The organism is Cellulomonas sp. SG140, assembly GCF_025770785.1.
Lineage (GTDB): Bacteria > Actinomycetota > Actinomycetes > Actinomycetales > Cellulomonadaceae > Cellulomonas.
Map to the genome: position 1 here is coordinate 250,549 of NZ_JANZLA010000003.1, position 25,717 is coordinate 276,265.

Here is a 25,717-nt window from a genome sequence, read left to right on the forward strand (position 1 = left end):
CTGTTTAGTGGTATCGGGCCGGGGGGTGCTCTCTCGCGGGCCCCCCCCCCCCCCCCCCCCGCCCCCCCCCCGGGGCGGGGGGCCCCCCCCCCCCCCCACGGCCGCTGCCCTCGGAGCGGACGGCGGTGGCTCGCTGCTCCGGGGCGGAGCGGACGACGAGAGTCGACCTGCGTGACCGGTTCCGCTGGCCCGCGCGCATGGCGTCATGACCCGCGAGCGTGTGCGACGAACACGGGCAGCTCGCACTGAGCGGGAACTGAGGATCGGCTGCGGTTGTCTCGCAGTCGCCGGCGGCGTGGCTCAGAACCTGCGTCGACTCCGCCCCACTGCATCGTCGTGCACTGGGTCGGAACACGATGCAGACCCGGAGTCGGAAACGCCGCGACCGTCGGACCAGACGCGCCGACCGCGTTGCCATAATCCGTCCCTTGGGTGGCAGAAAGGCCGCCCCGGACGAGTCCGGAACGGCCTTTGACCTGCGGTGATGCTGGTGGGCGATACTGGGATCGAACCAGTGACCTCTTCCGTGTCAGGGAAGCGCGCTCCCGCTGCGCCAATCGCCCGTCGGGTGTGAACCGAGGTGGAGACGGGATTCGAACCCGTGTATACGGCTTTGCAGGCCGCTGCCTCGCCTCTCGGCCACTCCACCGGTGAGACCGCAGTCCCCAGCGGCTTTCGCCGATGTGGATAGCCTCCGAGCGGACGACGGGATTCGAACCCGCGACCCTCACCTTGGCAAGGTGATGCTCTACCAACTGAGCCACGTCCGCGCTGTCGACGTCCCCGCGGGGGCGCCGTGTGCGTCCCAGACTCTAACCGAGGTTCGCGACGAGAGTCCAACCGGTCGGCCGGCCGGCGCGTCCACGCGGTGCGGCTCGCTAGCGTGAGCCCGTGCTGGAGCCGTCCGCGACCGCCTGGTTCGACGGGGTGCACGCCCGCGGGGTGCTCGAGGCGGTCGACCTCACGCAGCAGCCCGACGCGCTGTCGCGACCGGGCTGGTGGGCGGTGGTGGGGGAGTTCGAGGGCCGGGTCCGAGCGTGGCGCTTCGCGGACGTCCACGTCGGCCGCGCCACCACTGCGCCGCAGCGACCCGGCGGTCGCTGGGCCGGCCCCGGGACGGACGCCTGGTCGAGCTCCATGGGCGAGGAGGCGTACCGGGCCGGCGTGGAGACGATCCGCGCGCGCATCCGTGGCGGCGACGTCTACCAGGTCAACCTCTGCCGCGTCCTCGCAGCCCCTCTGCCTGCGACCGGCCGGGGTCCGGACGCTTCGGCGCTGGGCCGACGGCTCGTGGCGGGCAACCCGGCGCCGTACCAGGGCGGCGTCCACGTCGGCCCCACCAGCGACGATCCCGGCGTCTGGGTGGTCACCGCCTCACCCGAGCTCTTCGTCTCGGTCGACGGGGGCAGGATCAGCAGCGGTCCGATCAAGGGCACCGCCGCCCACTCCGCCGGGCTGTCATCCAAGGACCGCGCCGAGAACGTGATGATCACCGACCTCGTGCGCAACGACCTGCAGCGGGTGTGCGTCCCGGGCTCCGTCGAGGTGACCACCCTGCTGGGTGAGGAGCAGCACCCCGGGCTGGTCCACCTGGTGTCGACCGTCACCGGCCGCCTCGACCCTGAGGTCGCCGGCGCCGCCGATGCCTGCCGGCAGGTGCTCGACGCGACGTACCCACCGGGTTCCGTCTCCGGGGCGCCGAAGTCGTCCGCGCTCCGCCTCATCCGTGAGCTGGAGCCCGTCCCGCGCGGTCCTTACTGCGGCACGGTGGGCTGGGTCCACGTCGCGGACGACGGCTCCGTCAGGGCACGGCTCGCGGTGTCGATCCGGACCTTCTGGTGGTCGGACGGCATGCTGCGCTTCGGCACCGGTGCGGGCATCACGTGGGGGAGCGACCCGGCCGCCGAGTGGGCCGAGACCGAGCTCAAGGCGGCGCGGCTCGTCGCACTCGCCTCCAGCACAGCCACGTGACGCGTGCGGAGGCTCCGCCCGAGAGGGCGCAGCGCGCCCGGCCGGGGAGCGACCGGACGGTCAGGCGGTGAGCAGCGCCGCGATCAGGGCGCTGATCTCGCCCTCCATGCGGTCGCTCTCGGCACCGAGCGGCACCAGCGACTCCGTCGCGGCGAGGAAGCGGAGCACGGGCTCGGTCGGTGCTGCGAGCAGCGCGCTGCCCTCGACGCCGGACAGCGAGATGAGGGTGTAGTCCGGGTCCTCGTCCCGCCAGATCTGCACGTCACCCGTGCCGGCCGGCTCCTCCGAGCTGGCGTGCATGCCCTGCACCAGCAGCTCGCGGCCGAGCAGCCACGTCGAGGACGACTGGCCGCCGGTGAACACGGCGCGGACGGTGTACGGATCGGTCGTCCGGAAGGCCAGCTGGGTGCTCACCGGGACGACGCTCGCGTCCGAGCCGATGAGCTGCATCGCGACGACTTCGACGACGTCGTACGACGAGTTCGTCATCGGGTCCTCCACTCGGCGGGCTCATCGGACAGTCACATCATGGCAGCGGACCGCCACATCTGGCGTGGTGGGTCAGCACCTTTCACCCGACCGCAGCAACCGCAGCCTGCCCGGTCACTTCCGTCGCCAACCGAACGGGCGTATACGGGCATCCGCTTGCCGGTTCGGTGATCAGGCCAGGGTTGGGTAGCATCCTCTCGACGCCCGCTACGGTGGGTGCTCGTCGGGCGATTGGCTCAGTGGTAGAGCGCCTCGTTCACACCGAGGAGGTCACTGGTTCGAACCCAGTATCGCCCACACCTGAAGGGGTCCCGCCTGACGCGGGGCCCCTTCGCCGTTCTCGTGGGCGGCCTGCAGAGGTCGGGCGGTGGGGCGAAGCGAGGCGAAAAGGCCGAGGCCGGCTCGGTAGCATCGAGCCACGCCCGTCGCGACTGCTGTCCGCCGTCGCGCTGCACGTCCCGCCGCTTCCTGATGCCGACCAGCGGCGGCCACCGATCCCGAGGAGCACAGTCCGTGTCCGAGCCCATCAGTCTGACCGTCGACGGAGTCGAGACCACGGTCGAGGCGGGCACGACGGGCACCGACCTGTTCGCCGACCGTCGGGACGTCGTCGTCGTCCGCGTGGACGGCGAGCTGCGCGACCTGCACCTCCCGCTCCCGGCCGGGGCCACCGTCGACGGCGTCACCATCGGCTCGCCCGACGGGCTGGCGGTCCTCCGGCACTCCACCGCGCACGTCCTCGCCCAGGCGGTCCAGGACGTCAACCCGAAGGCGCGCCTGGGCATCGGGCCGCCCATCACCGACGGCTTCTACTACGACTTCGACGTCGAGACCCCGTTCACCCCGGAGGACCTGCGCGCGCTCGAGAAGTCGATGGCGCGCATCGTCAAGGAGGGCCAGACCTTCCGCCGCGTCGACGTCACCGAGGCGGAGGCCCGCCAGATCGAGGTCGACGAGCCCTACAAGCTCGAGCTGATCGGCCTGAAGGGCGACGCCTCCGACGACGACGGCGCGTCGGTCGAGGTGGGTCTCGGCGGCCTCACGATGTACCAGAACGTCCGCCGCGACGGCTCGATCGCCTGGCAGGACCTGTGCCGCGGCCCGCACCTGCCCAGCACCCGCCTCATCGGCAACGGCTTCCAGCTGACCCGGTCCGCCGCGGCGTACTGGCGCGGCAGCGAGAAGAACCCCCAGCTCCAGCGCGTCTACGGCACCGCGTGGCCCACCAAGGACGAGCTGCGCGCGTACCTGGACCGCCTCGCCGAGGCCGAGCGCCGCGACCACCGTCGGCTGGGCTCCGAGCTGGACCTCTTCTCCTTCCCGGACGAGATCGGCTCCGGACTGGCGGTGTTCCACCCCAAGGGCGGCATCGTGCGCATGGAGATGGAGGAGTACAGCCGCCGGCGGCACGTCGAGGCGGGCTACTCCTTCGTCAACACCCCGCACATCACCAAGGCCCAGCTGTTCCACACCTCCCGGCACCTCGACTGGTACGCGGACGGCATGTACCCGCCCATGCGGCTGGACACCGAGTACCACGAGGACGGCACGGTCAAGCGCGAGGGCCAGGACTACTACCTCAAGCCGATGAACTGCCCGATGCACAACCTGGTGTTCCGGTCCCGCGGCCGGAGCTACCGCGAGCTGCCGCTGCGGTTGTTCGAGTTCGGCACCGTCTACCGCTACGAGAAGTCCGGCGTGGTGCACGGCATGACCCGCGCCCGCGGCTTCACGCAGGACGACTCGCACATCTACTGCACCCGTGAGCAGATGCGCGACGAGCTCGCCTCGCTGCTGACCTTCGTGCTCGACCTGCTGCGCGACTACGGCCTCAACGAGTTCTACCTCGAGCTGTCCACCCGCGACCCGAAGAAGTCGGTCGGGGACGACGCCACGTGGGAAGAGGCCACCGAGACGCTGCGCGAGGTGGCCACCGAGTCGGGGCTGCAGCTGGTCGACGACCCGGGCGGCGCCGCGTTCTACGGCCCCAAGATCTCCGTCCAGGCCAAGGACGCGATCGGCCGGACCTGGCAGCTGTCTACCATCCAGCTCGACTTCTTCGAGCCGGAGCTGTTCGAGCTGGAGTACACGGCGCCGGACGGGTCCCGGCAGCGGCCGGTGATGATCCACCGTGCGCTGTTCGGCTCGATCGAGCGGTTCTTCGCGATCCTCGTCGAGCACTACGCCGGAGCGTTCCCGGCGTGGCTGGCGCCGGTCCAGGCGCTCGCCGTGCCGGTGGCCGAGACCTTCCAGCCCTACCTGGAGGACGTGGTCGCGCAGCTGCGTGCGCGCGGCATCCGGGCCGAGCTCGACGCGTCCGACGACCGCTTCGGCAAGAAGATCCGCAACGCGGCGACTCAGAAGGTGCCGTTCGTGCTGATCGCCGGCGGTGAGGACGTCGAGGCCGGCGCCGTGTCGTTCCGGTACCGGGACGGGCGGCAGGAGAACGGCGTCCCCGTGGCCGAGGCGGTCGAACGCGTCGTCGCGGCCGTGCGCGACCGCGTCCAGGTCTGAGCCGTGCCGGACGACGAGGTCGACGTGCCTGCGCTGGAGGCCGCCGGGGGACTGGCGGGCGAGCCCGACGGTTACGAGCGGCTGTGGACACCGCACCGGATGGCCTACATCGGCGGCGCCGACAAGCCGACGGACGACCAGCCCGGCCCGGGCTGCCCGTTCTGCCGCGCTCCGAGCCTGCCGGACGAGGACGGGCTCGTCGTCGCGCGCGGGGACGTCGCGTACGTCGTGCTGAACCTGTACCCCTACAACTCCGGCCACCTGCTGGTGTGCCCGTACCGGCACGTGTCCGACTTCACCGATCTGACGCCCGCAGAGGTCGCGGAGGTGACGGCGCTGACGCAGCAGGCGATCCGCGTGACGCGTGCCGTGATGGCGCCGCAGGGCTTCAACCTCGGCATGAACCAGGGTGAGGTGGCGGGAGCCGGGATCGCGGCGCACCTGCACCAGCACGTGGTGCCCCGTTGGCGCGGCGACTCCAACTTCCTTCCCATCGTCGCGCGCAGCCGGGCGCTCCCCGAGCTGCTCGCGGACACCCGCGCGCGGCTCGCCGCGGCGTGGCCCGTCCGGGGGGAGTGAGCAGGTGCTGCACGGACTTCGCGGCGCGATGACGCGGCTGTTCACGCCCGTGGCCCGGGTGCTGCTGCGGGCCGGGGTCAGCCCGGACGCCGTGACGGCCACAGGGACGCTGGCCGTCGTGGTGATCGGCCTGTGGGCCTTCCCGACCGGCCACCTGCTGCTCGGAGCCGTGCTGATCGGCCTCAGCGCGCTGACCGACTCCCTCGACGGTGTCATGGCGCGCCAGGCCGGCCGGTCTGGCCCGTGGGGCGCGTTCCTCGACTCGACCCTCGACCGGTTCGCGGACGCGGCGGTGTTCGGTGGCCTGGTGCTGTGGTTCTTCGGACGGGGCGACGACAGGCTCGCCGCCGTGCTCGCGCTGGCCTGCCTGGTCCTCGGCTCGGTGGTGCCCTACGCGCGCGCACGCGCCGAGGGGCTCGGGATGACGGCGTCCGGCGGCATCGCCGAGCGGGCCGACCGGCTGGTCGCCGTGCTCGTCGCGACCGCGGCCGTCGGCGCGGGGCTGCCCCACGTGGTGCTCACCGTGGTGCTCGGCCTGCTGGCGGTCGCGTCGGCGATCACGGTCGGCCAACGCATGGCCGCGGTGCACCGACAGGTGGCGGAGGCCGGCCGGTGAGCCGACCGGGTGCGGGCGTCGCCCGGGTCTACGCGCTCGCCTGGCGGTGGGGCCGGCATCTCCCAGGGCCGCTGGTCCGAGGGGCGACGATCGCCGCCGCCGACCTCACCTGGCTGCGCCACGGAGCCGGTGTCCGGCGGTTGGAGTCGAACCTGCGGCGGGTCCGTCCCGAGCTGGCGCCCGGAGAGCTGCGCCGGCTGTCCCGCGCGGGGATGCGCTCGTACCTGCGCTACTTCGGTGAGGCGTTCACGCTGCCGGGTTCGTCGACCGAGCAGATCGCCGCCCGGGTTCGGGTCGTCGGGCGCGAGAACGTCCAGCCCCACCTGGACGCGGGCCGGCAGGTGGTCATGGCGCTCGGGCACCTCGGCAACTGGGACCTCGCGGGCGCCTGGGCGACCGCGAGCCTCGCACCCGTGACCACCGTGGCGGAGCGCCTCGAGCCCGAGGAGCTGTTCCAGGAGTTCGTCGGTTTCCGCGAGAGCCTCGGGATGCGGATCCTGCCCCTGACCGGCGGCAGCGACGTGTTCCGGGCGCTCGTGCGGGCCACACGGACCGGCCCCGGCGTGATGCCGCTGCTCGCGGACCGGGACCTGACGGCCCGCGGCGTGGAGGTCCAGCTGTTCGGCGAGACCGCGCGCGTCGCGGCGGGACCGGCCGCCCTCACGGTGATGACCGGCGCCCCGCTCTGCCCGGTCGGCATCACCTACGAGCGACTCGGGGGTGAGCGCCGACGCCGCGCCGGGACGCCGTGGGGTCTGGTGATCGAGTTCTTCCCGGTGATCGCCGTCCCGGAGGACCTCCCGCACCGCGACCGGGTCCAGGCCGTGTCGCAGGCGTGGGTCGACCGGCTGGCCGCCGTGATCTCGGCGCACCCGCAGGACTGGCACATGCTCCAGCGGGTGTTCGTCTCCGACCTCGACCCGAGCCGCTACGCCGCAACGGTCGCCGCCGCGGCGGGGGAGCCGTGACCGGGCGAAGGGCGACGCACCGACCGCTGCGCGTCGGGATCGTCTGCCCGTACTCCTTCGACATGCCGGGCGGCGTGCAGTTCCACGTCCGCGACCTCGCGGAGGCGCTGATCGCCGCCGGCCACGAGGTCTCGGTGCTGGCGCCGGCGGCGGACGACACCCCCGTCCCTGAGTACCTGGTGCCGGCCGGGCGTGCGGTACCCGTGCACTACAACGGCTCGGTCGCTCGGCTGACCTTCGGCCCGGTGACGGCCGCCCGCGTGCGCCGCTGGCTCGCGGCAGGGCAGTTCGACGTCCTGCACCTGCACGAGCCGGTCACACCGAGCCTCGGCATGCTCGCGCTCTGGATCGCCGACGGGCCCGTCGTCGCCACCTTCCACACCGCGATCGTCCGGTCGCGCTCCCTCCAGCTGGCGTACCCCCTGGTGCGGCAGTCGCTGGAGAAGATCTCCGCGCGAATCGCCGTCTCCGAGGACGCGCGCCGGACCCTCGTGGAGCACCTCGGGGGTGACGCCGTGGTCATCCCGAACGGCGTCTACGTCGACCGCTTCTCCTCGGCCGAGCGGGACGAGCGCTGGACGGGCACGCCGGGTGCGCCGACCATCGCCTACCTCGGACGGCTGGACGAGCCGCGCAAGGGTCTGCCGGTGCTGCTGGCAGCCGTCGGCCGGGTGCTGGACCAGGTGCCCGGCGCCCGGTTCCTCGTCGCCGGCCGCGGTGAGACCGGGCAGGACCAGGCGCAGGAGGTCCTCGGAGCGCGGGCGGAGTCCGTGGAGTTCCTCGGCGGCCTCTCGGACGCGGACAAGGCCCGGCTGCTGGCGTCGGTCGACGTCTACTGCGCGCCGCAGACGGGGGGCGAGTCCTTCGGGATCGTCCTGGTCGAGGCGATGAGCGCCGGCACCCCGGTCGTCGCGAGCGACCTGGGCGCGTTCGCCCGCGTGCTGGACGACGGCTCGGCCGGCGTCCTGTTCCGCACGGGGGACAGCGCCGACCTCGCCGACACGCTCCTGCGCGTGCTCGGCGACACCGAGCTGCGTCGCACGGTCGCCGAACACGCCCGGCAGGTGGTGCGCCGGTACGACTGGTCGACCGTGAGCGACCAGGTGCTGACGGTCTACGAGATGGCGGTCGCCGGCCGCGACGCGCCGGTGGGCGAGGACCCGTCGTCGCTGCGCGGCGCGCGGCTGATGGAGCTCCGCCGGGGACGTGATCCGCGGTGAGCCGCCTGGAGCTCGCGATCCTGCTGGTCGCCGTCGTGCTGCTGGTGCTGCTGTGGCTGGTCTGGGTGGCGGCGACCAGGCTGGACCGGCTGCACCGCCGGGTCGGTGCCTCCCGGGCCGTGGTCGACGCCCAGCTGGTGCGCCGGGCGACGGCGGCCGCCGAGCTGGCCACGAGCGGGCTGCTGGACCCCGCCAGCGCGATGATCGTCGGCGAGGCCGCCTGGACGTCGCTGAGCTGCGAAGGCCCCGAACCCGCCGCGCTCACCGTCCCGCCGGACCTGCGGCGGCTCCTCGACACCTCGTCGGACGAGTCCGGCTCGGCCGCCCGTCCACCGCAGCCCTGCGACCGGGGCCAGGTCGAGAGCGACCTGACCGCGGCGCTCCGCGAGGTGCTGCGCGACCCGGACGAGGTGGCCGTGCTGCGCGCGGAGCTGGGGGGCGACGGGCTGCTCGACGACCTCGCGGCGGCCTGGTACCGGGTCCAGCTGGCGCGTCGGTTCCACAACGACGCCGTCGCACAGACCAGGGCCGCCCGACGCGGGGCTCTGGTGCGCCTCCTGCGGCTCGCGGGCACGGCGCCCAACCCCACGACGCTCGAGCTCGACGACGCCTGGCCCGAGGGTCTGCCGATGGTGCGTCCGCGCCCCTGAACGGCTCCGGGGTGCCTCGGAGCACCGGTCTACGATGGGCCGTCCCCCCACCGCAGAACGGATGAGCGAGGCGCGACGTGAGCACCGAGAAGGAAGTCCAGGACAACGGCGTGATCGGCACCGCGCGCGTCAAGCGCGGCATGGCCGAGATGCTCAAGGGCGGCGTCATCATGGACGTCGTCACCCCGGAGCAGGCCAAGATCGCCGAGGACGCCGGGGCCGTCGCCGTGATGGCTCTCGAGCGGGTCCCGGCGGACATCCGGGCCCAGGGCGGCGTCGCGCGGATGAGCGACCCGGACCTGATCGACGGCATCGTCAGCACCGTGTCCATCCCGGTGATGGCCAAGGCCCGCATCGGCCACTTCGTCGAGGCGCAGGTGCTGCAGAGCCTCGGGGTGGACTACGTCGACGAGTCCGAGGTGCTGACTCCGGCGGACTACTCCCACCACATCGACAAGTGGGCGTTCACCGTCCCGTTCGTCTGCGGGGCGACGAACCTCGGCGAGGCGCTGCGGCGGATCAACGAGGGTGCGGCCATGATCCGCTCCAAGGGCGAGGCCGGCACGGGTGACGTGTCGAACGCCACGACCCACATGCGCACCATCCGGGACGAGATCCGCCGGCTGACGTCGCTGCCGGAGGACGAGCTGTTCCTCGCGGCGAAGGAGCTCGCAGCCCCGTACGACCTGGTGGTCGAGGTCGCCCGCGCCGGCAAGCTCCCGGTGGTGCTGTTCACGGCGGGTGGCATCGCCACCCCGGCGGACGCCGCGATGATGATGCAGCTCGGCGCCGAGGGGGTGTTCGTGGGGTCCGGCATCTTCAAGTCCGGCAACCCCGCGCAGCGCGCCGCCGCGATCGTCAAGGCGACGACGTTCTACGACGACCCCGACGTCATCGCCAAGGTGTCGCGCGGTCTGGGCGAGGCGATGGTCGGGATCAACGTCGACGACGTCCCGGTGCCGCACCGCCTGGCCGAGCGGGGCTGGTGACCGCAGCGGGCCCCACCCACGGCGACGACGAGCCGCGGCCCGACGTCGACCGGGGAGCGGTGTCCGGGCTGGGACCCGACTGGGTACCCGGCCCGGACGGCCTGCTGTTCCGGCGTGCCGCGCGGGTCATCCTGCTCGACGACGAGGACCGCGTGCTGCTGATGCGCGGCCACGACCTCGACCAGCCGGACCGCAGCTGGTGGTTCACCATCGGTGGCGGCATCGCCGAGGGGGAGTCGTCGCGGCAGGCCGCCGTGCGCGAGCTCGAGGAGGAGACCGGCATCCGCCTGGACGCGGAGCGGCTGGTCGGGCCGGTCTACACGAGGTCGGCGATCTTCGACTTCTACGCGCAGCACTGCCGGCAGGACGAGGACCTGTACCTCGCCCGGATCACGTCCGACGGCCTCGGCGAGCTCACCCGGGACGGGTGGACGCACGTCGAGCTGGACGTGCTCGACGAGGTGCGCTGGTGGGGGCTGGACGAGCTCCGGGCGGTCGAGATCGAGGTGTTCCCGGTCGGTCTGGTGGACCTGGTCGCCGCTCTGGTGCCCGGTTGGGACGGCGTGACCCGGCACCTGGGCCTCGCACGGGAGGAGTGAGCGGCCGGTCCTACGGCGGTGAGGCAGGCTGGCCACCGTCGACGCCGGCCGGCCGGTCCCCCCGCAGCCCTCAGGTGACCTGAGCGCGCAGGTGGTACGCCGGATCGCGCTGCTCCCCGCCCTCGAGCACCGCGCGCAGCGCCCGCGCTGCCGTCAGCATGTCGACGTGCGTAAGGTACGGCGCCGCGACGCCGAGCCGGACCACGTCCGGCGAGCGGAAGTCGCCGAGCACGCCCCGCGCAGCGAGCGCCCGCACCACCCCGTAGGCCTCCGGGTGGCGGACGGACAGCTGCGAACCGCGTCGCCGGTCCTCGGCGGGTGTGACGACGCTCACGTCGGGCACCAGCTGCTCGATCGCCTCTCTCAGGTACCGGGTCAGCGACAGCGATCGGCTCCGGAGCGCCCCGAGGTCGACGCCGTCGAATGCTCCGAGCGCGGCCTCGAGCGCCACCATCGACAGCACGGGTGGCGTCCCGACCCGGAACCGGCCGATACCGGGCGCCGGTTCGTAGGCGGGCTCCATGGCGAACGGCCGCGCGTGCCCGTGCCAGCCGGGCAGCACGTTGGCCGCCTCGGCGAGGTGGCGGCGCGCGACGTAGAGGTACGCCGGTGACCCCGGGCCGCCGTTCAGGAACTTGTAGGTGCAGCCCACGGCGAGGTCGACGCCGTGCGCGTCGAGGTCGACCTCGACGGCACCGGCCGAGTGGCACAGGTCCCACACGGCGAGGGCTCCGGCGGCGTGCGCCGCTGCCGTGACGCCCGGCAGGTCCCACAGCCGCCCGGTCCGGTAGTCCACGTGCGAGTAGGCGACGGCGCCGACGGGCCGTCCCTCCGCCGCAAGCCCTGCGAGGGCCGCCGACGCCTCGTCGGGCGGGGCGGTCACCACCGCCCATCCGACCTGCTCGGCCACCCCGGCCGCCACGTACAGGTCGGTCGGGAACGACCGCGGGTCGGTCAGCAGCACCGGGCGGTCGGGACGCAGCCGCGCGGCGGCGTGCAGCGCCTGGTGCAGCCGCACGGTCGTCGAGTCGCCGACCACCACCTGGCCCGGAGCCGCCCCGACCAGCGAGGCGATCGCGTCGCCGACCCGCAGCGGCGCGTCCCACCAGGCGTGGTCGTTCCACGAGGCGACGAGGTCGGTGCCCCAGTGCACCCGCACCGCGTCCTCCACGGCGGCCGCGACTCCCCGCGGCAGGGCGCCGAGCGAGTTGCCGTCGAGGTAGACCAGCCCGGGCGGCAGCTCGAAGCGGTCGCGCAGGTCCGTACGGGCGTGGCGCTCGTCGAGCTCGCGCGCCCGCAGCTCGAGCCGGTCGGGTGCCTGGTCGTCGGTGGGTGCCACGGGCGCCAGCCTGCCAGCCCGCGAGACCGACCTAGGATCGCTCCCCGTGACCACGACCGTCGGAGTCCTCGCCCTGCAGGGAGACGTGCGCGAGCACGTCGCCGCCCTCACCGCCGTCGGGGCGCGGGGCGTGCCGGTGCGCCGGACGTCGGAGCTGGACGCGGTGGACGCCCTGGTCCTGCCTGGCGGCGAGTCCACCACCATCGACAAGCTCCTGCGGGCGTTCGACCTGTTCGGGCCCGTCCAGCAGCGGCTGCGCGACGGGATGCCCGCCTACGGGTCCTGCGCCGGCATGATCCTGCTGGCCGACCGCGTGCTCGACGGCACCGCGGACCAACAGACGCTCGGCGGTCTCGACGTCACCGTGCGCCGCAACGCCTTCGGCCGGCAGGTGGACTCGTTCGAGACGGACCTGTCGATCGAGGGCATCGAGGGTGAACCGGTGCACGCGGTGTTCATCAGGGCGCCCTGGGTCGAGCAGGTCGGGCCGGCCGCCCGGGTCCTCGGTCGGGTCGAAGGCGGCCATGCCGCCGGTAGGATCGTCGCGGTGCGCCAGGGCCCGTTGCTCGTCACGTCGTTCCACCCGGAGGTGACCGGGGACACGCGGGTGCACCGACTGTTCGTCGAGATGGTGCGCGGGGACCGATGAGCGGCGGCGGAGCCGCCCGGCCCGCGACCACCGGCACGCACGAGGACTGAGGGGTAGCAGCACATGTCGGGTCACTCCAAGTGGGCCACCACCAAGCACAAGAAGGCCGTCATCGACGCGAAGCGCGGCAAGCTCTTCGCGAAGCTGATCAAGAACATCGAGGTCGCGGCCCGTACCGGCGGCGGTGACCCGGCGGGCAACCCGACGCTGTTCGACGCCATCCAGAAGGCCAAGAAGACCTCGGTCCCCAACGAGAACATCGACCGTGCGGTCAAGCGGGGCTCCGGCCAGGAGGCCGGCGGCGCCGACTACCAGACGATCATGTACGAGGGCTACGGCCCCGGCGGCATCGCCGTCCTCGTGGAGTGCCTGACAGACAACCGCAACCGCGCGGCGTCCGACGTGCGTGTGGCGTTCACCCGCAATGGCGGCACGATGGCCGACCCCGGCTCGGTCTCCTACCTCTTCTCGCGCAAGGGCGTCGTCATCGTGCCCAAGGAGGGCACCGACGAGGACTCGGTCACCGAGGCCGTGCTCGACGCCGGCGGCGAGGAGATCACCGACAACGGCGACACCTTCGAGGTGCTGAGCGAGGCCACCGACCTGGTGCCGGTGCGCACGGCGCTGCAGGACGCGGGGATCGAGTACGACTCGGCCGACGTCGTCTTCTACCCGTCGATGCAGGTCGAGGTCGACGCCGAGGGTGCCCGCAAGATCCTGCGCCTGATCGACGCGCTGGAGGACTCGGACGACGTGCAGAACGTCTACACGAACTTCGACGCCTCCGACGAGGTCATGGCCCAGCTCGAGGACGAGGACTGACGCCTCACGGCGCCGCCCGGCACGTCGCGCACCGCGGCTGCCGGGCGCGGTCCATCATCACCACGTGCGCGTCCTCGGAGTCGACCCCGGCCTGACCCGGTGCGGCATCGGCGTCGTCGACGGCATGCCCGGGCGTCAGCTGCGACTGGTCGCGGTCGGCGTCGCCCGCTCGGAGCCCACCGCCGAGGTCGACCAGCGCCTCTGGCGCATCGAGCAGCAGCTCGAGGAGTGGATCGAGGAGCACGCTCCGGACGCGGTCGCCGTCGAGCGGGTGTTCGCCCAGCACAACGTCCGCACGGTGATGGGGACGGCCCAGGTCGCCGGCATCGCGCTCGTGGCAGCGGCGCGCCGACGGATCCCTGTGGCGCTGCACACGCCGAGCGAGGTGAAGGCCGCCGTCACGGGCAGCGGCACCGCCGGCAAGGCGCAGGTGCAGACGATGGTGGCGCGACTGCTCGACCTGTCGGAGCTGCCGAAGCCGGCCGACGCCGCGGACGCCCTGGCGCTGGCCATCTGCCACCTGTGGCGTCCGGCCGGCGCGCTGGGCGCTCCGCAACGTGCACCCGGCTCGCTCACCCCGGCGCAACGCGCGTGGGCCGCCGCGGAGCAGGCGTCGCGCCGGCGCGGCTGACCGTGTCGTTCGTACACGTGTTCGCTCCGGTGTGGCAGCATGGCGGCCGACGACGACCCGGAGACAGGAGGCCGCGGTGATCGCCTCGATCCAGGGCACCGTGCTGGCAGTTCGGCTCGACTCCGCCGTGCTCGCGGTGGGGGGTGTGGGCCTGCTCGTGCAGGCGACGCCGACGACCCTCGCCGGCCTCCGCGTCGGCAGCGCCGCGACGCTGTCCACGACGCTGGTCGTCCGGGAGGACTCCCTGACGCTGTACGGCTTCGCCGACGACGACGAGCGTGACGTCTTCGAGGTCGTCCAGACGGTCAGCGGCGTCGGGCCGCGGCTCGCCCTCGCCATGCTGGCCGTGCACACCCCGGACGGTCTGCGCAGGGCGGTGGCCGACGAGGACCTCGCCGCCCTCCAACGCGTCCCGGGCATCGGTCGCAAGGGCGCGCAACGCATCGTCCTCGAGCTGGGCGACCGCCTGGGCGCCCCCGCCGTGCGCGCTGCCGCGGCCGGCCCGGTACCGGCGGCCGCACCCTCGGACCGCCGTGACCAGGTGGTCGAGGCGCTCGTCGGCCTCGGCTGGCAGGCGCGGACGGCGCAGGACGCGGTGGCCTCGGTGCTCGACGGCAGCACGGAGCCGATCGCCGCCGAAGACGTCGCCGGCGTGCTCCGGGCGGCGCTGCGCACACTGGGCGGTGCGCGTGGCTGAGCCCACCTACGGCGACGCGCCCGAGGAGACCGTGACCGAACGGTTCCGGGCCGACTCGCTGGTCCGGTCGGGGGCGGACGACGTCGAGCGGGCCGCCGAGGCCGCGCTGCGCCCCAGACGGCTGGACGAGTTCGTCGGTCAGCGCGTCGTCCGCGACCAGCTGTCGCTCGTGCTCCAGGCGGCCACCGCGCGGGGCAAGGCGCCCGACCACGTGCTGCTGTCGGGACCGCCGGGGCTGGGAAAGACGACGCTCGCGATGATCATCGCCGCCGAGCTCGGCACGTCGCTGCGCGTCACCAGCGGTCCGGCGATCCAGCACGCGGGTGACCTCGCCGCGGTGCTGTCCTCCCTGGAGGAGGGGGAGGTGCTCTTCCTCGACGAGATCCACCGTCTCGCCCGGCCGGCCGAGGAGCTGCTGTACGTCGCCATGGAGGACTTCCGGGTCGACGTGATGGTGGGCAAGGGCGCCGGCGCGAGCGCGATCCCGCTGGCGCTCCCACCGTTCACCGTCGTCGGCGCGACGACCCGAGCGGGGCTCCTCCCGGCACCGCTGCGGGACCGCTTCGGCTTCACCGGCCACCTCGACTTCTACGACGCCGCGGAGCTGGAGCAGGTGCTGGTGCGCTCGGCCGGCCTGCTCGGCGTCCCGCTCGACCGTCCGGCGGCGGTGGAGATCGCCTCGCGGTCGCGCGGCACGCCGCGGATCGCCAACCGGCTCCTGAGGCGCGTGCGCGACTGGGCGGAGGTGCGCGGCGACGGGCGCCTCGACCTCGCGGCTGCCCGCGCCGCCCTCGCCGTGTACGAGGTCGACGAGCGCGGCCTCGACCGGCTCGACCGAGCAGTGCTGAGCGCCCTGTGCACGCGGTTCGGGGGCGGACCGGTCGGCCTGACGACGTTGGCGGTCGCCGTGGGGGAGGAGCCGGAGACGGTGGAGACGGTGGCAGAGCCGTTCCTCGTCCGTGAGGGGCTGGTGGGCCGCACCCCCCGTGGCCGGGTCGCGCTGCCCGCCGCCTGGGAGCACCTCGGTCTGCGACCACCACAGCCGACGGACACCCTCTTCGCCTGACGGAACTGCATGGGACCGATGCGCGTTGGAGGCACCAGTCGCGGCGCCTAGACTGCGGCGGACACACCCGATCTGCAGGAGACTCGCGCGCCCATGAGCAACACCGGCTTCTACATCATCATCGCGCTGGCGTTCGGCGCGATGTGGTTCATGTCGCGGCGCACCCGCAAGCAGCAGCAGGCGGCGCAGGAGTTCCGCAACACCCTGCAGCCAGGGGACGAGGTCATGACCGGCTCGGGCCTGTTCGGCACCGTGGTCGAGGTCGAGGGCGACGTCATCACTCTCGAGTCCACGCCCGGCAGCCGTACCCGCTGGCTCCGCGCCGCGATCTCCAAGAAGATCGAGCCCGTCGTCGCCGAGATCGGCGAGTCGGACGACGACGAGGACGAGCTCATCGACGTGCCGGACGACATCTCGTCGCTCGAGCCGCTGCCGACCCAGGACAGCACCCGCCCCGCCGCGGGCACGAGCACGCCGTCCGCTGCGGACGAGCCGGGCACCGCGGAGGAGCCGACCACCACCGACGGTGACCGTCCGGACCGCGAGGGTGGTCCGCAGACCAAGTAGCAGCACCGGCCGGGGGACGCGCCCTCGGCCTCGTCCCCACCGGCGGCAGGCGTCGCCGGTGCGCGCATGAGAGAGAAGACGTTGGCCGCTCCGACACGCCGGCAACACCCGGTCCGCACGCTCACCACGCTCGGCGTCCTGATCGTCGTGGCCTTCGCCGCGATCGTCGCGGGGACCAAGTGGTCCTCCGCGACGTTCGCGCCCAAGCTGGCCCTCGACCTCGAAGGCGGCACCCAGATCATCCTCACGCCGGTCGCGCAGCAGGCCGGCCAGGTGACCTCGACGACGATCAACCAGGCGATCGACGTCATCCGGCAGCGTGTCGACTCCTCCGGCGTCGCCGAGGCTCAGATCACCAGCCAGAGCGGCAACAAGATCGTCGTCGCCCTCCCCGGCCACCCGTCCGAGGAGACGCTGAACCTGGTGCGGACCTCCGCCCAGATGGAGTTCCGGCCGGTGCTGCAGGTCGGCAACCCGGGTCCGTCGCCGTCCGCGACGGCCTCCGCGACCCCGACACCAGGGTCGACCCCGTCGTCCGCCGCCACGGCCCCCGCCACCCCGGCCGCGACGCCGTCCGCCACCGCGACGGCCGAGGCGAACCCCGCCGCGTCCGCCAGCGCGAGCCCTGCGGCCTCCGCGGGCGCCACGCCGGCACCGTCCCCGTCGGCGAGCGGACCGACGTCGCCGAGCGACGTCGCCTACTACGTCACGCCGGACGTGCAGGCGAAGTTCGACAAGCTCGACTGCACCCAGGCCTCGAACCGCACGGGTGGCGTGAACGGGACCGCCGACGCGGCGTTCGTCACCTGCGACACCGCGGGCACCGCCAAGTACATCCTCGGGCCGGTCGAGGTCAAGGGTTCCCACATCGCCAGCGCCTCCTCCGGCCTCAACCGGCTGCAGAACGGCGGCACGGGCAACCAGTGGGTGGTCGAGCTCTCGTTCGACTCGACGGGCACCAGCCAGTTCGCGAACGTCAGCTCCCGGCTCTACAGCGAGACGGCGCCGCTCAACCGGTTCGGCATCGTCCTCGACGGCCTCGTCATCGAGGCGCCGACGATGAACGGCGTCATCAACAACGGTCAGGCGGAGATCTCGGGGTCCTTCACCCGGCAGAGCGCGGCCACCCTGGCCAGCCAGCTGAACTTCGGCGCCCTGCCGATCAGCTTCCAGGTGGAGAGCGAGCAGCAGATCTCGGCGACGCTCGGTTCCGAGCAGCTGCAGAAGGGTCTGCTCGCAGGCCTGATCGGCATGGTGCTGGTCGTCATCTACTCGCTGGTCCAGTACCGGGTGCTCGGCCTGCTGACCGTCGCCTCGCTGGTGCTCGCCGCGATCATCACGTACGCGGTGATCACCCTGCTGTCCTGGACGCAGGGCTACCGCCTGTCGCTCCCCGGCGTCGCGGGTCTGATCGTCGCGATCGGTATCACGGCCGACTCGTTCATCGTCTACTTCGAACGCATCCGCGACGAGCTGCGCGAAGGGCGCGCGCTCGGCGGTGCGGTCGAACGCGGCTGGGACCGGGCACGGCGCACCATCCTGGCGTCGGACGCCGTCAACTTCCTCGCCGCCGTCGTCCTCTACGTCCTCGCGGTCGGCAGCGTGCGCGGCTTTGCGTTCACGCTGGGTCTCACGACGATCATCGACCTGGTCATCGTGTTCACCTTCACGCACCCGATGATGGAGATCATCAGCCGCTGGCCGTTCTTCACCGAGGGCCACCGCTTGTCCGGCCTCGACCCGCGGCGCCTCGGCGTGCCGACCACCCGCTACGTCGGTCGCGGCCGGGTGGTCACCGCGGGCGAGTCCACCGCGACGGCCGCCCCCGAGGCCACCGACCAGGGGAGCGGTCGCCGCAACCCCGTGCCCGTCGGCTCCGGCGCAGGCACGGGCCCCGCGGCTGCCACCGGCGGCGGAATGACCATCGCCGAGCGGCGCGCCGCCCAACGACGAGCCCAGGCAGGCAGCCCGCCTACCGACGCCGGTGCCGACGAGACGCCCACCGCCACCGAAGGGGACGAGCACTGATGGCCGTCGGATTCGCCCAGTGGGGCAACGACCTGTACACCGGTCGGCGCTCGTACGACATCGTCGGCCGCCGGCGCGTCTGGTACGTCGTCGCCGCGGTGCTCGTCGTCAGCTCCGTGGTGCTGCTCTTCGCCCCCGGGCTGAACCCGGGCATCGAGTTCCGCGGCGGCTCGGAGTTCGTCGTCTCCGGCATCTCGAACAAGGACCAGCAGCTCGCAGTCACGACGGTGCAGGCTGTCGACACCAAGGAGGTGCCGCGCGTCAGCTCGGTGGGCAGCAGCGCGCTGCGCGTGCAGACCCGGACGCTGAGCAACACCCAGGTGGAGCAGGTCAAGGGCTCGCTCGCGAAGGCCTACGGTGTGCCCGAGACGCAGGTGACCAGCACGTTCATCGGCCCGACGTGGGGCGGCGACGTGTCCCGCAAGGCGGCGACCAGCCTCGTGGTGTTCCTGGTGCTCGTCGCGGCCGTCATGACGCTGTACTTCCGGAACTGGCGGATGGCCGTCTCGGCGCTGGTCGCCCTGTTCCACGACGTCACGCTGACCGCCGGGGTCTACGCGGCGGTCGGCTGGGAGGTCACGCCGGCGACTGTGGTCGGCTTCCTGACGATCCTCGGCTACTCGATCTACGACACCGTCGTGGTGTTCGACAAGGTGCGCGAGAACACGGACGGTGTGCTCGACCAGTCGCGCTACACCTACGCGGAGAAGGCCAACCTCGCGGTCAACCAGACGCTGGTGCGGTCGATCAACACCTCGGTCGTCGCGCTCCTGCCCGTCGCGTCGATCCTCTTCATCGGCGCGTTCGTCCTCGGCGCGGGAACGCTGCGCGACATCGCTCTCGCCCTCTTCGTCGGCATGCTGGTCGGCACGTTCTCGTCCATCTTCCTGGCGACCCCGCTCGAGGTGACGCTGCGGGAGCGGGAGCCCGCTCTGCGTGCGCACCGCGCCCGGGTCCTCGCCGCCCGGACCGGATCGGGTTCCCCGTCCGCTGCCGGCGAAGCGCCCCTCGTGGGCGCCGCCACCCGAACCGTCGGTCCGCTGCACCCCGGATCGCACCAGGGCGTCGCGGCCCAGCCGCGTCGCAAGCGCCGGTGAGTGCGGCAGCCGCACCGTCCGGCGCCCCTGACCGTGCGGCCGTCGCGGCACGCGTCTCGGAGCTGATGCGCGAGGTCCCGGACTACCCGGAGCCGGGGATCCTGTTCCGCGACATCACGCCGGTGCTCGCCGACGCACAGGCGTTCGCCGACCTGGTCGCCGTCATGGCCGCGGCTGCGCCAGGCCCGGTCGACCTGGTGGCGGGGATGGAGTCGCGCGGCTTCCTGCTCGCAGCACCCGTCGCCGTCGCGCTCGGCGCCGGCCTGGTTCCGGTGCGCAAGGCGGGCAAGCTGCCCGGTCCGACGCTCTCCGAGACCTACGAGCTGGAGTACGGAACGGCGACGCTGGAGCTGCACCCGTTCACCGTCCCGGCGGGTTCCCGGGTGCTCGTGCTCGACGACGTGCTGGCCACGGGCGGCACCGCGGCTGCCACGCTGCGCCTGTTCGCCGACTGCGGCGCCCAGGTGGTGGGCATCGGCGTCCTGGCCGAGCTGGCGGCGCTCCGAGGTCGCGACCAGGTGCCCGGTGTCCCGGTGGACGCGCTGCTGACCCTGCCGTGATGCTCGGCCCGGACGGGCTGCGTGACGACCCCCGGACGTCCCGCCGTACACTCGCACGCACACAGCGGTGCCGCACCGCCGGACGGAATCGGTGACCCGCGTCCGGCGTTGGTAGTGGGACCGCGGGGGAGAGGGGGTTCGACATGACGGAGCAGCAGGTCGCGCCCGCGCAGTCGGACCCAGGAGACTCCCACGGCTCCAGCGCACGGCTGCGCGCACGTCTCGCGCGGCTCAGCGGGCGCGGCACGACGACGTCGCCGGCGATCGAGCCGGTGCTCCAGGCCGCCCGGACCAACCACCCGAAGGCCGACCTGTCGATCCTCGAGCAGGCCTACGCGGTCGCGGAGAAGGCGCACCGCGGGCAGCTGCGCAAGAGCGGCGACCCGTACATCACCCACCCGGTCGCGGTCGCCACCATCCTCGCCGAGCTCGGCATGACGCCGTCCACGCTGGCCGCAGCCCTCCTGCACGACACCGTCGAGGACACCGACTACTCCCTCGACCAGCTGCGCGCCGACTTCGGTCCCGAGGTCGCGATGCTGGTCGACGGTGTGACCAAGCTGGACAAGGTCCAGTACGGGGACGCCGCCCAGGCCGAGACGGTCCGCAAGATGGTCGTCGCCATGGCGCACGACATCCGGGTGCTGGTGATCAAGCTCGCCGACCGGCTGCACAACGCCCGCACCTGGAAGTTCGTCTCACCGGCCTCCGCCGAGCGCAAGGCCCGCGAGACCCTCGAGATCTACGCGCCGCTGGCGCACCGGCTCGGTATGAACACCATCAAGTGGGAGCTCGAGGACCTGAGCTTCGCGACGCTCTACCCGAAGGTGTACGACGAGATCGTCCACCTGGTCGCCGAGCGGGCACCGGCCCGCGAGGAGTACCTCGGGATCGTCCGCGAGCAGGTCAGCGCCGACCTGCGGGCCGCGAAGATCAAGGCGACGGTCACCGGCCGCCCGAAGCACTACTACTCGATCTACCAGAAGATGATCGTGCGGGGCCGCGACTTCGCCGACATCTACGACCTGGTGGGCGTGCGCGTCCTGGTCGACACGGTCCGCGACTGCTACGCGGCGCTGGGCGCGCTGCACGCGCGATGGAACCCGGTCCCCGGCCGGTTCAAGGACTACATCGCGATGCCCAAGTTCAACCTCTACCAGTCGCTGCACACCACGGTGATCGGGCCCGGCGGCAAGCCGGTGGAGATCCAGATCCGCACCCACGACATGCACCGTCGTGCGGAGTACGGCGTCGCGGCGCACTGGAAGTACAAGGAGAACGCGAAGAACGGCACCGCCGAGGCGGCCGGCGACATGACGTGGCTGCGCCAGCTGGTCGACTGGCAGAAGGAGACGGCGGACCCGACGGAGTTCCTCGACTCGCTGCGCTTCGAGATCGCCGGGTCCGAGGTCTACGTCTTCACGCCCAAGGGCGACGTCATCGCGCTGCCGCAGGGATCGACGCCCGTCGACTTCGCCTACGCCGTGCACACGCAGGTGGGCCACCGCACGATGGGGGCCCGCGTCAACGGCCGGCTCGTACCGCTGGACTCGACGCTCGAGAACGGCGACGTCGTCGACGTCTTCACCTCCAAGTCCGAGACCGCAGGCCCGTCGCGCGACTGGCTGGGATTCGTCAAGAGCCCCCGCGCCCGGAACAAGATCCGGCAGTGGTTCACCAAGGAGCGCCGCGAGGAGGCCGTCGAGCGCGGCAAGGACGCGCTGGCCAAGGCGATGCGCAAGCAGAACCTGCCCATGCAGCGGCTGCTGTCGCACGAGTCGCTCGTCGCGCTGGCGAACGAGATGCGCTACCCCGATGTGACCGCCCTGTACGGGGCGATCGGGGAGAACCAGGTGGCCGCCAGCACCGTCGTGCAGCGGTTGGTGCACTCGCTCGGCGGTGAGCCGGCGGCGGAGGAGGACATCGCCGAGACTGCGCGTCCCGGCCCGACGGCTCGGCGGGTGCGCACCGGCGACCCGGGTGTGGTGGTCAAGGGCGTCGACGACGTCTGGGTCAAGCTCGCCAAGTGCTGCACACCGGTGCCCGGCGACGAGATCATCGGATTCGTCACCCGCGGGGCCGGTGTCAGCGTGCACCGGGCCGACTGCGTCAACGTCGACAACCTGCGCAGCCAGCCCGAGCGACTGGTGGACGTCAGCTGGGGTCACACGAGCTCGCAGCTGTTCCTGGTGCAGATCCAGGTCGAGGCTCTCGACCGGTCCCGGCTGCTGTCGGACGTCACCCGGGTGCTGTCCGACCACCACGTCAACATCCTGTCGGCGGCCGTCTCCACGTCCCGGGACCGGGTGGCGCTGTCCCGCTTCGTGTTCGAGATGGCGGAGCCGTCCCACCTGGCCTCGGTGCTCTCCGCGGTCCGGAAGGTCGAGGGCGTGTTCGACGTCTACCGGATCACCGGAGCCCGTACCGCGGACGAGCCGGCCATCCGGGCCTGAGAGCCGGCGGCGCGGTGGCCCGCCCGGTCCGGGTCGTCACAGCCGCCCGAGCAGCTCTCGAGCCTGCCGCAGCCCACGTCCTCCCGCGGCCTCCTCCAGCCGCGCCCGGGCCGCCGCGGGGTCGAACCCGAGCCCGCACAGCCCCTCGAGCAGCACGCCGGCCAGCGGCGCGGGCAGCCACCGTGCGACGTCCAGCCCGGTCCGTTGGACGGTCGTCACCCGGGTGCGACCCAGGGTCAGGACGTCCTCCGCAGGGAGCGGGGCCTCGGCACTCGACCGCCAGGGGTCGGGGTCCGTCCGCCGGCCCCGCGGCGGGACGAGCACGTCGACGCGTGACGGTGCCGGACCGCCGAGGTGCACCCATGCGGCGCTCGCCCGACCGACCACCCCGCGGGTCGGCACGACGTCCGCGACGGCAGCCAGCCGCATGGTCGGTGAGACGTCGAGCCCGACGGCGACGGCGACGTCGCCCCACAGCACCTCGATCGTCCCGTCGCGGCACATGCCCGCCCACGCCAGCGCTCCGACGTCGCTCCTGCGCACCAGCTCGGGAACGGGGACGCGGACGGGGACGAGGGCATGGAGCGCGGACACGACGTCAGCATGCCGTCGGGCACGACGACCGGCTGACCGCCCTGTGGACGAGCCCGACCGAGGTGCCCGACGGCGGCTGCCAGGCGCTCAGCCCCGGGCGTCCTGTGCTGCGCGCTGAACCTGCTCCAGCCAGGCTCGGCGAGCGTCGAGCGCTGCCTGCGCCTCGGCCACGGCGCGGGCGTCGCCCTTGGCGCGGGCACGAGCGAGGTCCGCCTCGAGACCGGCGATCGCCTGCTCGAGCTGCGCGGCGGCTCCCTCGGCGCGCGCCCGCGTCTCCGGGTTGGTCCGGCGCCACTGCGCGTCGTCCGCCTCGCGGACGGCCTGCTCGACCGCCCGGAGACGGCCCTCGACGCGCTGCACGTCACCGCGTGGCACCTTCCCGGCCGCCTCCCAGCGCTCCTGCACGGAACGCAGTGCCGCCTTGGCTGCTGCGAGGTTCCGCACCGGCAGCAGGGCTTCCGCCTCGGCGAGCAGCGCCTCCTTGACGACGAGGTTCGCCTGGTACTCCGTGTCGGTGGCCTGGTTGGCCGCGTCGCGTGCCGCGAAGAAGGCGTCCTGGGCGGCACGGAACCGGGCCCACAGCGCATCGTCGACCGGGCGGCTGGCCCGTCCGGCGGCCTTCCACTGCGTCATGAGGTCACGGAACGCGCCCGCCGTCGGCCCCCACTCGGTGCTCGCGGACAGTCGCTCCGCCTCCACTACGAGCGCTTCCTTCGCGCCCTTGGCTGCCGCGTTCCGGGACTCGAGCTCGGCGAAGAAGTGCCGCCGCTCGCGGTCGAACGTGGTGCGCGCGTGGCTGAACCGCTTCCAGAGCGCCTCCTCCGTCGCCCTGTCCAGACGTGGCCCGGAACGCTGGGCCTCCTTCCACTGGTCCAGCAGGGTGCGGAGCTGCTCGCCCGCCGGACGCCACTGGATCCGGCTGGGGTCCGTCTCGGCGATCTTCTCCGCCTGCTCCACCAACGTGGTGCGTGCGGCGGCTGCAGCCTCGCGGGCGGCTGCACGCTCGGCCTCTGCGGCGGCACGCCGCTCGGCGGCGACGACACGCAGCGCCTCGAGGCGCTCGCGCAGCCCGGCGAGGTCGCCGACCGCCGCCGGCGCCGCCAGCTCCTCGGTCAGCCTGGCGAGGGTCTGGTCGATCTCCTTGACCGAGAGGTCCGTCGCGGAGAGCCGCGCCTCGAACAGCACCACCTTGGCCTGCAGGTCGAGGAACCGGCGCACGTAGAGGGCGAGCGCCTCGTCCGGCGTGGCACCGGGGAACTGGCCGACCTCGCGCTCGGCCTCACCGTCGCGGACGAACACCGTCCCGGCGTCGTCGACCCGGCCGAACTCGGCCGCGCGCGCCGCTTCGGCGGGGTCCACCGGCGCGACCGGAGCGGCGGCTGGAGCCGGAGCGGCCACAGCGGCCGGTCGGCCCGCAGGGCGAGGCGCCGGCCGAACCGAGGCGGGAGTGGGGCGCGGACCGGGCCGAGGGGTCGGCCGGGGTCCGGGAACCGGGGCCGACGGTGCGGGGGTCGAGTCGGGCAGCGGGGTCCCGGCCTCCGGGGCAACCGGTGCGTCGGCCGTCGCCCGCTCCGCCGCCTCGGGGGAGTCCGCAGCGGTCGTCGCCTCGGCGGGCTCGTCCGTCGGTGCGCCGTCGCCACCCCCGTCAGCGGGAGCGGGCTCCTCGTCGGACGAGGCGGCAGCAGCAGGCTGCTCGGCGGGTGCCGTCACCGGCTCAGGGGCCGGCCCGGCTGCGGTGTCGACGTCGTTCGCAGCCTCCGCCGTGGTGGGGACCGTCGTGGCCTCGCTGTCCTCGTCGGGCGCCGTCGGCGTCTGGGGGCTCTGCGTCACTGGGTCTCCACTCCCTCGATGATGACGTCCGACGCCGGGGCGGTGGTGGTGCCCACCGTCACGGTGCCCGCGTCTGCGATGGCCTTCAGCACGTCCAGGCCGGACGTGATGTGACCGAACACGGTGTAGCCCCCTGCCGAGTCCGACGGGATCGTCGAGTCGGCGTAGACCAGGAAGAACTGGCTGCCCATCGAGCTGCCGTTGCCGGACTGCCGCGCCATCGCGACGGTGCCGGCCTTGTACACGTTGTCCGCGGGGGCGTTCTCGATCGGTCCCCAGCTGTACCCGGGGCCTCCCGTGCCCGTCGCCGTCGGGTCGCCGCACTGCAGCACGTAGATGCCCGAGGTGACCAGCCGATGGCACTTGGTCGCGTCGAAGTAGCCCTGGCCGGCGAGCGTGACGAAGTTCGCGACCGCCTGCGGTGCCGCAGCACCGTCGAGCGTCATCGTGATGTCGCCCTTGTTGGTGATGACCTTCGCCGTCCAGGTGCGGTTCTGCGCGAGCGACTTGTCGGGCAGCACGCCGCCGTTGCCGGTACGTGCCGCCGTCGAGATCGTCGCCTGGCCCGAGGGCGTCACGCTCGGTGCGGCGGTGGCCTTGCCGCCGTCCCGGGTCAGGCTCACCACGAGCACCACCACGATGGCGACGACCGCGACCGCGGACCCGATCCCGAGCCCGAGCCGCTGGCGGTGCCGGCGCTTGGCCCGCGCGCGAGCCTGGCGCTCCTGCCACTTCTCGAGCCGCCGACGCTCGTACTCCCGCTCCCGCTTGCTGGACACGCCCACCCCT

24 protein-coding genes and 4 tRNA genes are annotated in these 25,717 nt (G+C 73.0%); 20 read left to right on the forward strand and 8 right to left on the reverse strand.

Features of this window, described 5'->3' with window-relative positions:
• Positions 1-488 precede the first annotated feature (488 nt).
• From N0B34_RS07585 to N0B34_RS07595, 3 genes are all read right to left on the reverse strand, one after another.
• Positions 489-563: transfer RNA gene (locus N0B34_RS07585), tRNA-Val, on the reverse strand.
• Positions 564-578: 15 nt separating this feature from the next.
• A tRNA-Cys gene (locus N0B34_RS07590) sits at positions 579-649 on the reverse strand.
• Between the two features lie 48 nt (positions 650-697).
• Positions 698-770 (reverse strand) — tRNA-Gly (locus tag N0B34_RS07595).
• Positions 771-891: 121 nt separating this feature from the next.
• Between N0B34_RS07595 and N0B34_RS07600 the strand changes: the two genes are divergently transcribed.
• Positions 892-1,971: a chorismate-binding protein gene (locus tag N0B34_RS07600; RefSeq protein WP_263730746.1), complete on the forward strand. Its 1,080-nt coding sequence runs from the start codon at positions 892-894 to the stop codon at positions 1,969-1,971.
• Between the two features lie 60 nt (positions 1,972-2,031).
• Here the strand turns inward: N0B34_RS07600 and N0B34_RS07605 are convergent, their stop codons facing one another.
• Positions 2,032-2,460: an SsgA family sporulation/cell division regulator gene (locus N0B34_RS07605; RefSeq protein WP_263730747.1), complete on the reverse strand. Its 429-nt coding sequence runs from the start codon at positions 2,458-2,460 to the stop codon at positions 2,032-2,034.
• A gap of 225 nt (positions 2,461-2,685) precedes the next feature.
• On the opposite strand from N0B34_RS07605, the gene N0B34_RS07610 reads away from it, so the two are divergent.
• The 9 genes from N0B34_RS07610 (at position 2,686) to N0B34_RS07650 (ending at position 10,595) form a co-directional block, all read left to right on the forward strand.
• Positions 2,686-2,757: transfer RNA gene (locus N0B34_RS07610), tRNA-Val, on the forward strand.
• Between the two features lie 174 nt (positions 2,758-2,931).
• The gene (thrS, locus tag N0B34_RS07615) at positions 2,932-4,974 is read left to right on the forward strand and encodes a threonine--tRNA ligase (RefSeq protein ID WP_263730748.1); all 2,043 of its coding nucleotides are present in this window, start codon (positions 2,932-2,934) and stop codon (positions 4,972-4,974) included.
• A 3-nt stretch (positions 4,975-4,977) separates the two neighbouring features.
• The gene (locus N0B34_RS07620; RefSeq protein WP_263730749.1) at positions 4,978-5,553 is read left to right on the forward strand and encodes an HIT family protein; all 576 of its coding nucleotides are present in this window, start codon (positions 4,978-4,980) and stop codon (positions 5,551-5,553) included.
• Positions 5,554-5,557: 4 nt separating this feature from the next.
• The gene (pgsA, locus tag N0B34_RS07625) at positions 5,558-6,169 is read left to right on the forward strand and encodes a phosphatidylinositol phosphate synthase (RefSeq protein ID WP_263730751.1); all 612 of its coding nucleotides are present in this window, start codon (positions 5,558-5,560) and stop codon (positions 6,167-6,169) included.
• Positions 6,166-7,137, forward strand: coding sequence for a phosphatidylinositol mannoside acyltransferase (locus N0B34_RS07630; protein WP_263730752.1), 972 nt, complete (start codon positions 6,166-6,168; stop codon positions 7,135-7,137). The genes pgsA and N0B34_RS07630 overlap by 4 nt, the downstream gene beginning before the upstream one ends.
• Positions 7,138-7,163: 26 nt before the next feature.
• Positions 7,164-8,357 (forward strand): glycosyltransferase family 4 protein, encoded by a 1,194-nt coding sequence (locus tag N0B34_RS07635; RefSeq protein ID WP_263730962.1) that lies wholly within the window; start codon positions 7,164-7,166, stop codon positions 8,355-8,357.
• Positions 8,354-9,007 carry a hypothetical protein gene (locus tag N0B34_RS07640; protein ID WP_263730753.1) on the forward strand — a complete coding sequence of 218 codons (654 nt, stop codon included), beginning with the start codon at positions 8,354-8,356 and terminating at the stop codon, positions 9,005-9,007. The genes N0B34_RS07635 and N0B34_RS07640 overlap by 4 nt, the downstream gene beginning before the upstream one ends.
• A gap of 77 nt (positions 9,008-9,084) precedes the next feature.
• Positions 9,085-9,996: a pyridoxal 5'-phosphate synthase lyase subunit PdxS gene (pdxS, locus tag N0B34_RS07645; RefSeq protein ID WP_318529969.1), complete on the forward strand. Its 912-nt coding sequence runs from the start codon at positions 9,085-9,087 to the stop codon at positions 9,994-9,996.
• A complete protein-coding gene (locus tag N0B34_RS07650; protein WP_412175711.1) occupies positions 9,993-10,595 on the forward strand; it encodes an NUDIX hydrolase in 603 nt (200 codons plus the stop codon). The genes pdxS and N0B34_RS07650 overlap by 4 nt, the downstream gene beginning before the upstream one ends.
• 70 nt (positions 10,596-10,665) lie before the next feature.
• Here N0B34_RS07650 and kynU read toward each other — a convergent pair whose 3' ends face one another.
• Positions 10,666-11,934: a kynureninase gene (gene kynU / locus N0B34_RS07655; RefSeq protein WP_263730754.1), complete on the reverse strand. Its 1,269-nt coding sequence runs from the start codon at positions 11,932-11,934 to the stop codon at positions 10,666-10,668.
• A 46-nt stretch (positions 11,935-11,980) separates the two neighbouring features.
• Between kynU and pdxT the strand changes: the two genes are divergently transcribed.
• From pdxT to N0B34_RS07705, 10 genes are all read left to right on the forward strand, one after another.
• Positions 11,981-12,583, forward strand: a complete 603-nt coding sequence (pdxT, locus tag N0B34_RS07660; RefSeq protein ID WP_263730756.1) for a pyridoxal 5'-phosphate synthase glutaminase subunit PdxT — start codon at positions 11,981-11,983, stop codon at positions 12,581-12,583.
• Positions 12,584-12,646: 63 nt separating this feature from the next.
• Positions 12,647-13,405, forward strand: coding sequence for a YebC/PmpR family DNA-binding transcriptional regulator (locus N0B34_RS07665; protein WP_263730757.1), 759 nt, complete (start codon positions 12,647-12,649; stop codon positions 13,403-13,405).
• 64 nt (positions 13,406-13,469) lie between these two features.
• On the forward strand, positions 13,470-14,036 hold the full coding sequence (gene ruvC, locus N0B34_RS07670; protein ID WP_263730758.1) for a crossover junction endodeoxyribonuclease RuvC: 567 nt from the start codon (positions 13,470-13,472) through the stop codon (positions 14,034-14,036).
• A 76-nt stretch (positions 14,037-14,112) separates the two neighbouring features.
• Positions 14,113-14,733 (forward strand): Holliday junction branch migration protein RuvA, encoded by a 621-nt coding sequence (gene ruvA / locus N0B34_RS07675; RefSeq protein WP_263730759.1) that lies wholly within the window; start codon positions 14,113-14,115, stop codon positions 14,731-14,733.
• 31 nt (positions 14,734-14,764) lie between these two features.
• Complete coding sequence (gene ruvB / locus N0B34_RS07680) at positions 14,765-15,799, forward strand: Holliday junction branch migration DNA helicase RuvB (RefSeq protein WP_263730965.1); 1,035 nt, start codon at positions 14,765-14,767, stop codon at positions 15,797-15,799.
• A gap of 93 nt (positions 15,800-15,892) precedes the next feature.
• Entirely contained in the window at positions 15,893-16,366 is a 474-nt protein-coding gene (gene yajC, locus N0B34_RS07685; RefSeq protein ID WP_263730760.1) for a preprotein translocase subunit YajC, read from the forward strand.
• 66 nt (positions 16,367-16,432) lie between these two features.
• Complete coding sequence (gene secD, locus N0B34_RS07690; protein WP_263730761.1) at positions 16,433-18,394, forward strand: protein translocase subunit SecD; 1,962 nt, start codon at positions 16,433-16,435, stop codon at positions 18,392-18,394.
• Positions 18,394-19,491 (forward strand): protein translocase subunit SecF, encoded by a 1,098-nt coding sequence (secF, locus tag N0B34_RS07695; RefSeq protein WP_263730762.1) that lies wholly within the window; start codon positions 18,394-18,396, stop codon positions 19,489-19,491. The genes secD and secF overlap by 1 nt, the downstream gene beginning before the upstream one ends.
• Positions 19,488-20,051, forward strand: a complete 564-nt coding sequence (locus N0B34_RS07700; protein WP_263730764.1) for an adenine phosphoribosyltransferase — start codon at positions 19,488-19,490, stop codon at positions 20,049-20,051. The genes secF and N0B34_RS07700 overlap by 4 nt, the downstream gene beginning before the upstream one ends.
• A 143-nt stretch (positions 20,052-20,194) precedes the next feature.
• Positions 20,195-22,504 carry a RelA/SpoT family protein gene (locus N0B34_RS07705; RefSeq protein ID WP_263730765.1) on the forward strand — a complete coding sequence of 770 codons (2,310 nt, stop codon included), beginning with the start codon at positions 20,195-20,197 and terminating at the stop codon, positions 22,502-22,504.
• Between the two features lie 36 nt (positions 22,505-22,540).
• Here N0B34_RS07705 and N0B34_RS07710 read toward each other — a convergent pair whose 3' ends face one another.
• The 3 genes from N0B34_RS07710 to N0B34_RS07720 all read right to left on the reverse strand — a co-directional run bounded on the left by N0B34_RS07710 (position 22,541) and on the right by N0B34_RS07720 (position 25,707).
• On the reverse strand, positions 22,541-23,098 hold the full coding sequence (locus N0B34_RS07710; RefSeq protein ID WP_263730766.1) for a hypothetical protein: 558 nt from the start codon (positions 23,096-23,098) through the stop codon (positions 22,541-22,543).
• 87 nt (positions 23,099-23,185) lie between these two features.
• Complete coding sequence (locus N0B34_RS07715) at positions 23,186-24,457, reverse strand: DUF349 domain-containing protein (protein WP_412175712.1); 1,272 nt, start codon at positions 24,455-24,457, stop codon at positions 23,186-23,188.
• Between the two features lie 467 nt (positions 24,458-24,924).
• Positions 24,925-25,707, reverse strand: a complete 783-nt coding sequence (locus tag N0B34_RS07720) for a peptidylprolyl isomerase (RefSeq protein WP_263730767.1) — start codon at positions 25,705-25,707, stop codon at positions 24,925-24,927.
• Positions 25,708-25,717: the final 10 nt, after the last annotated feature.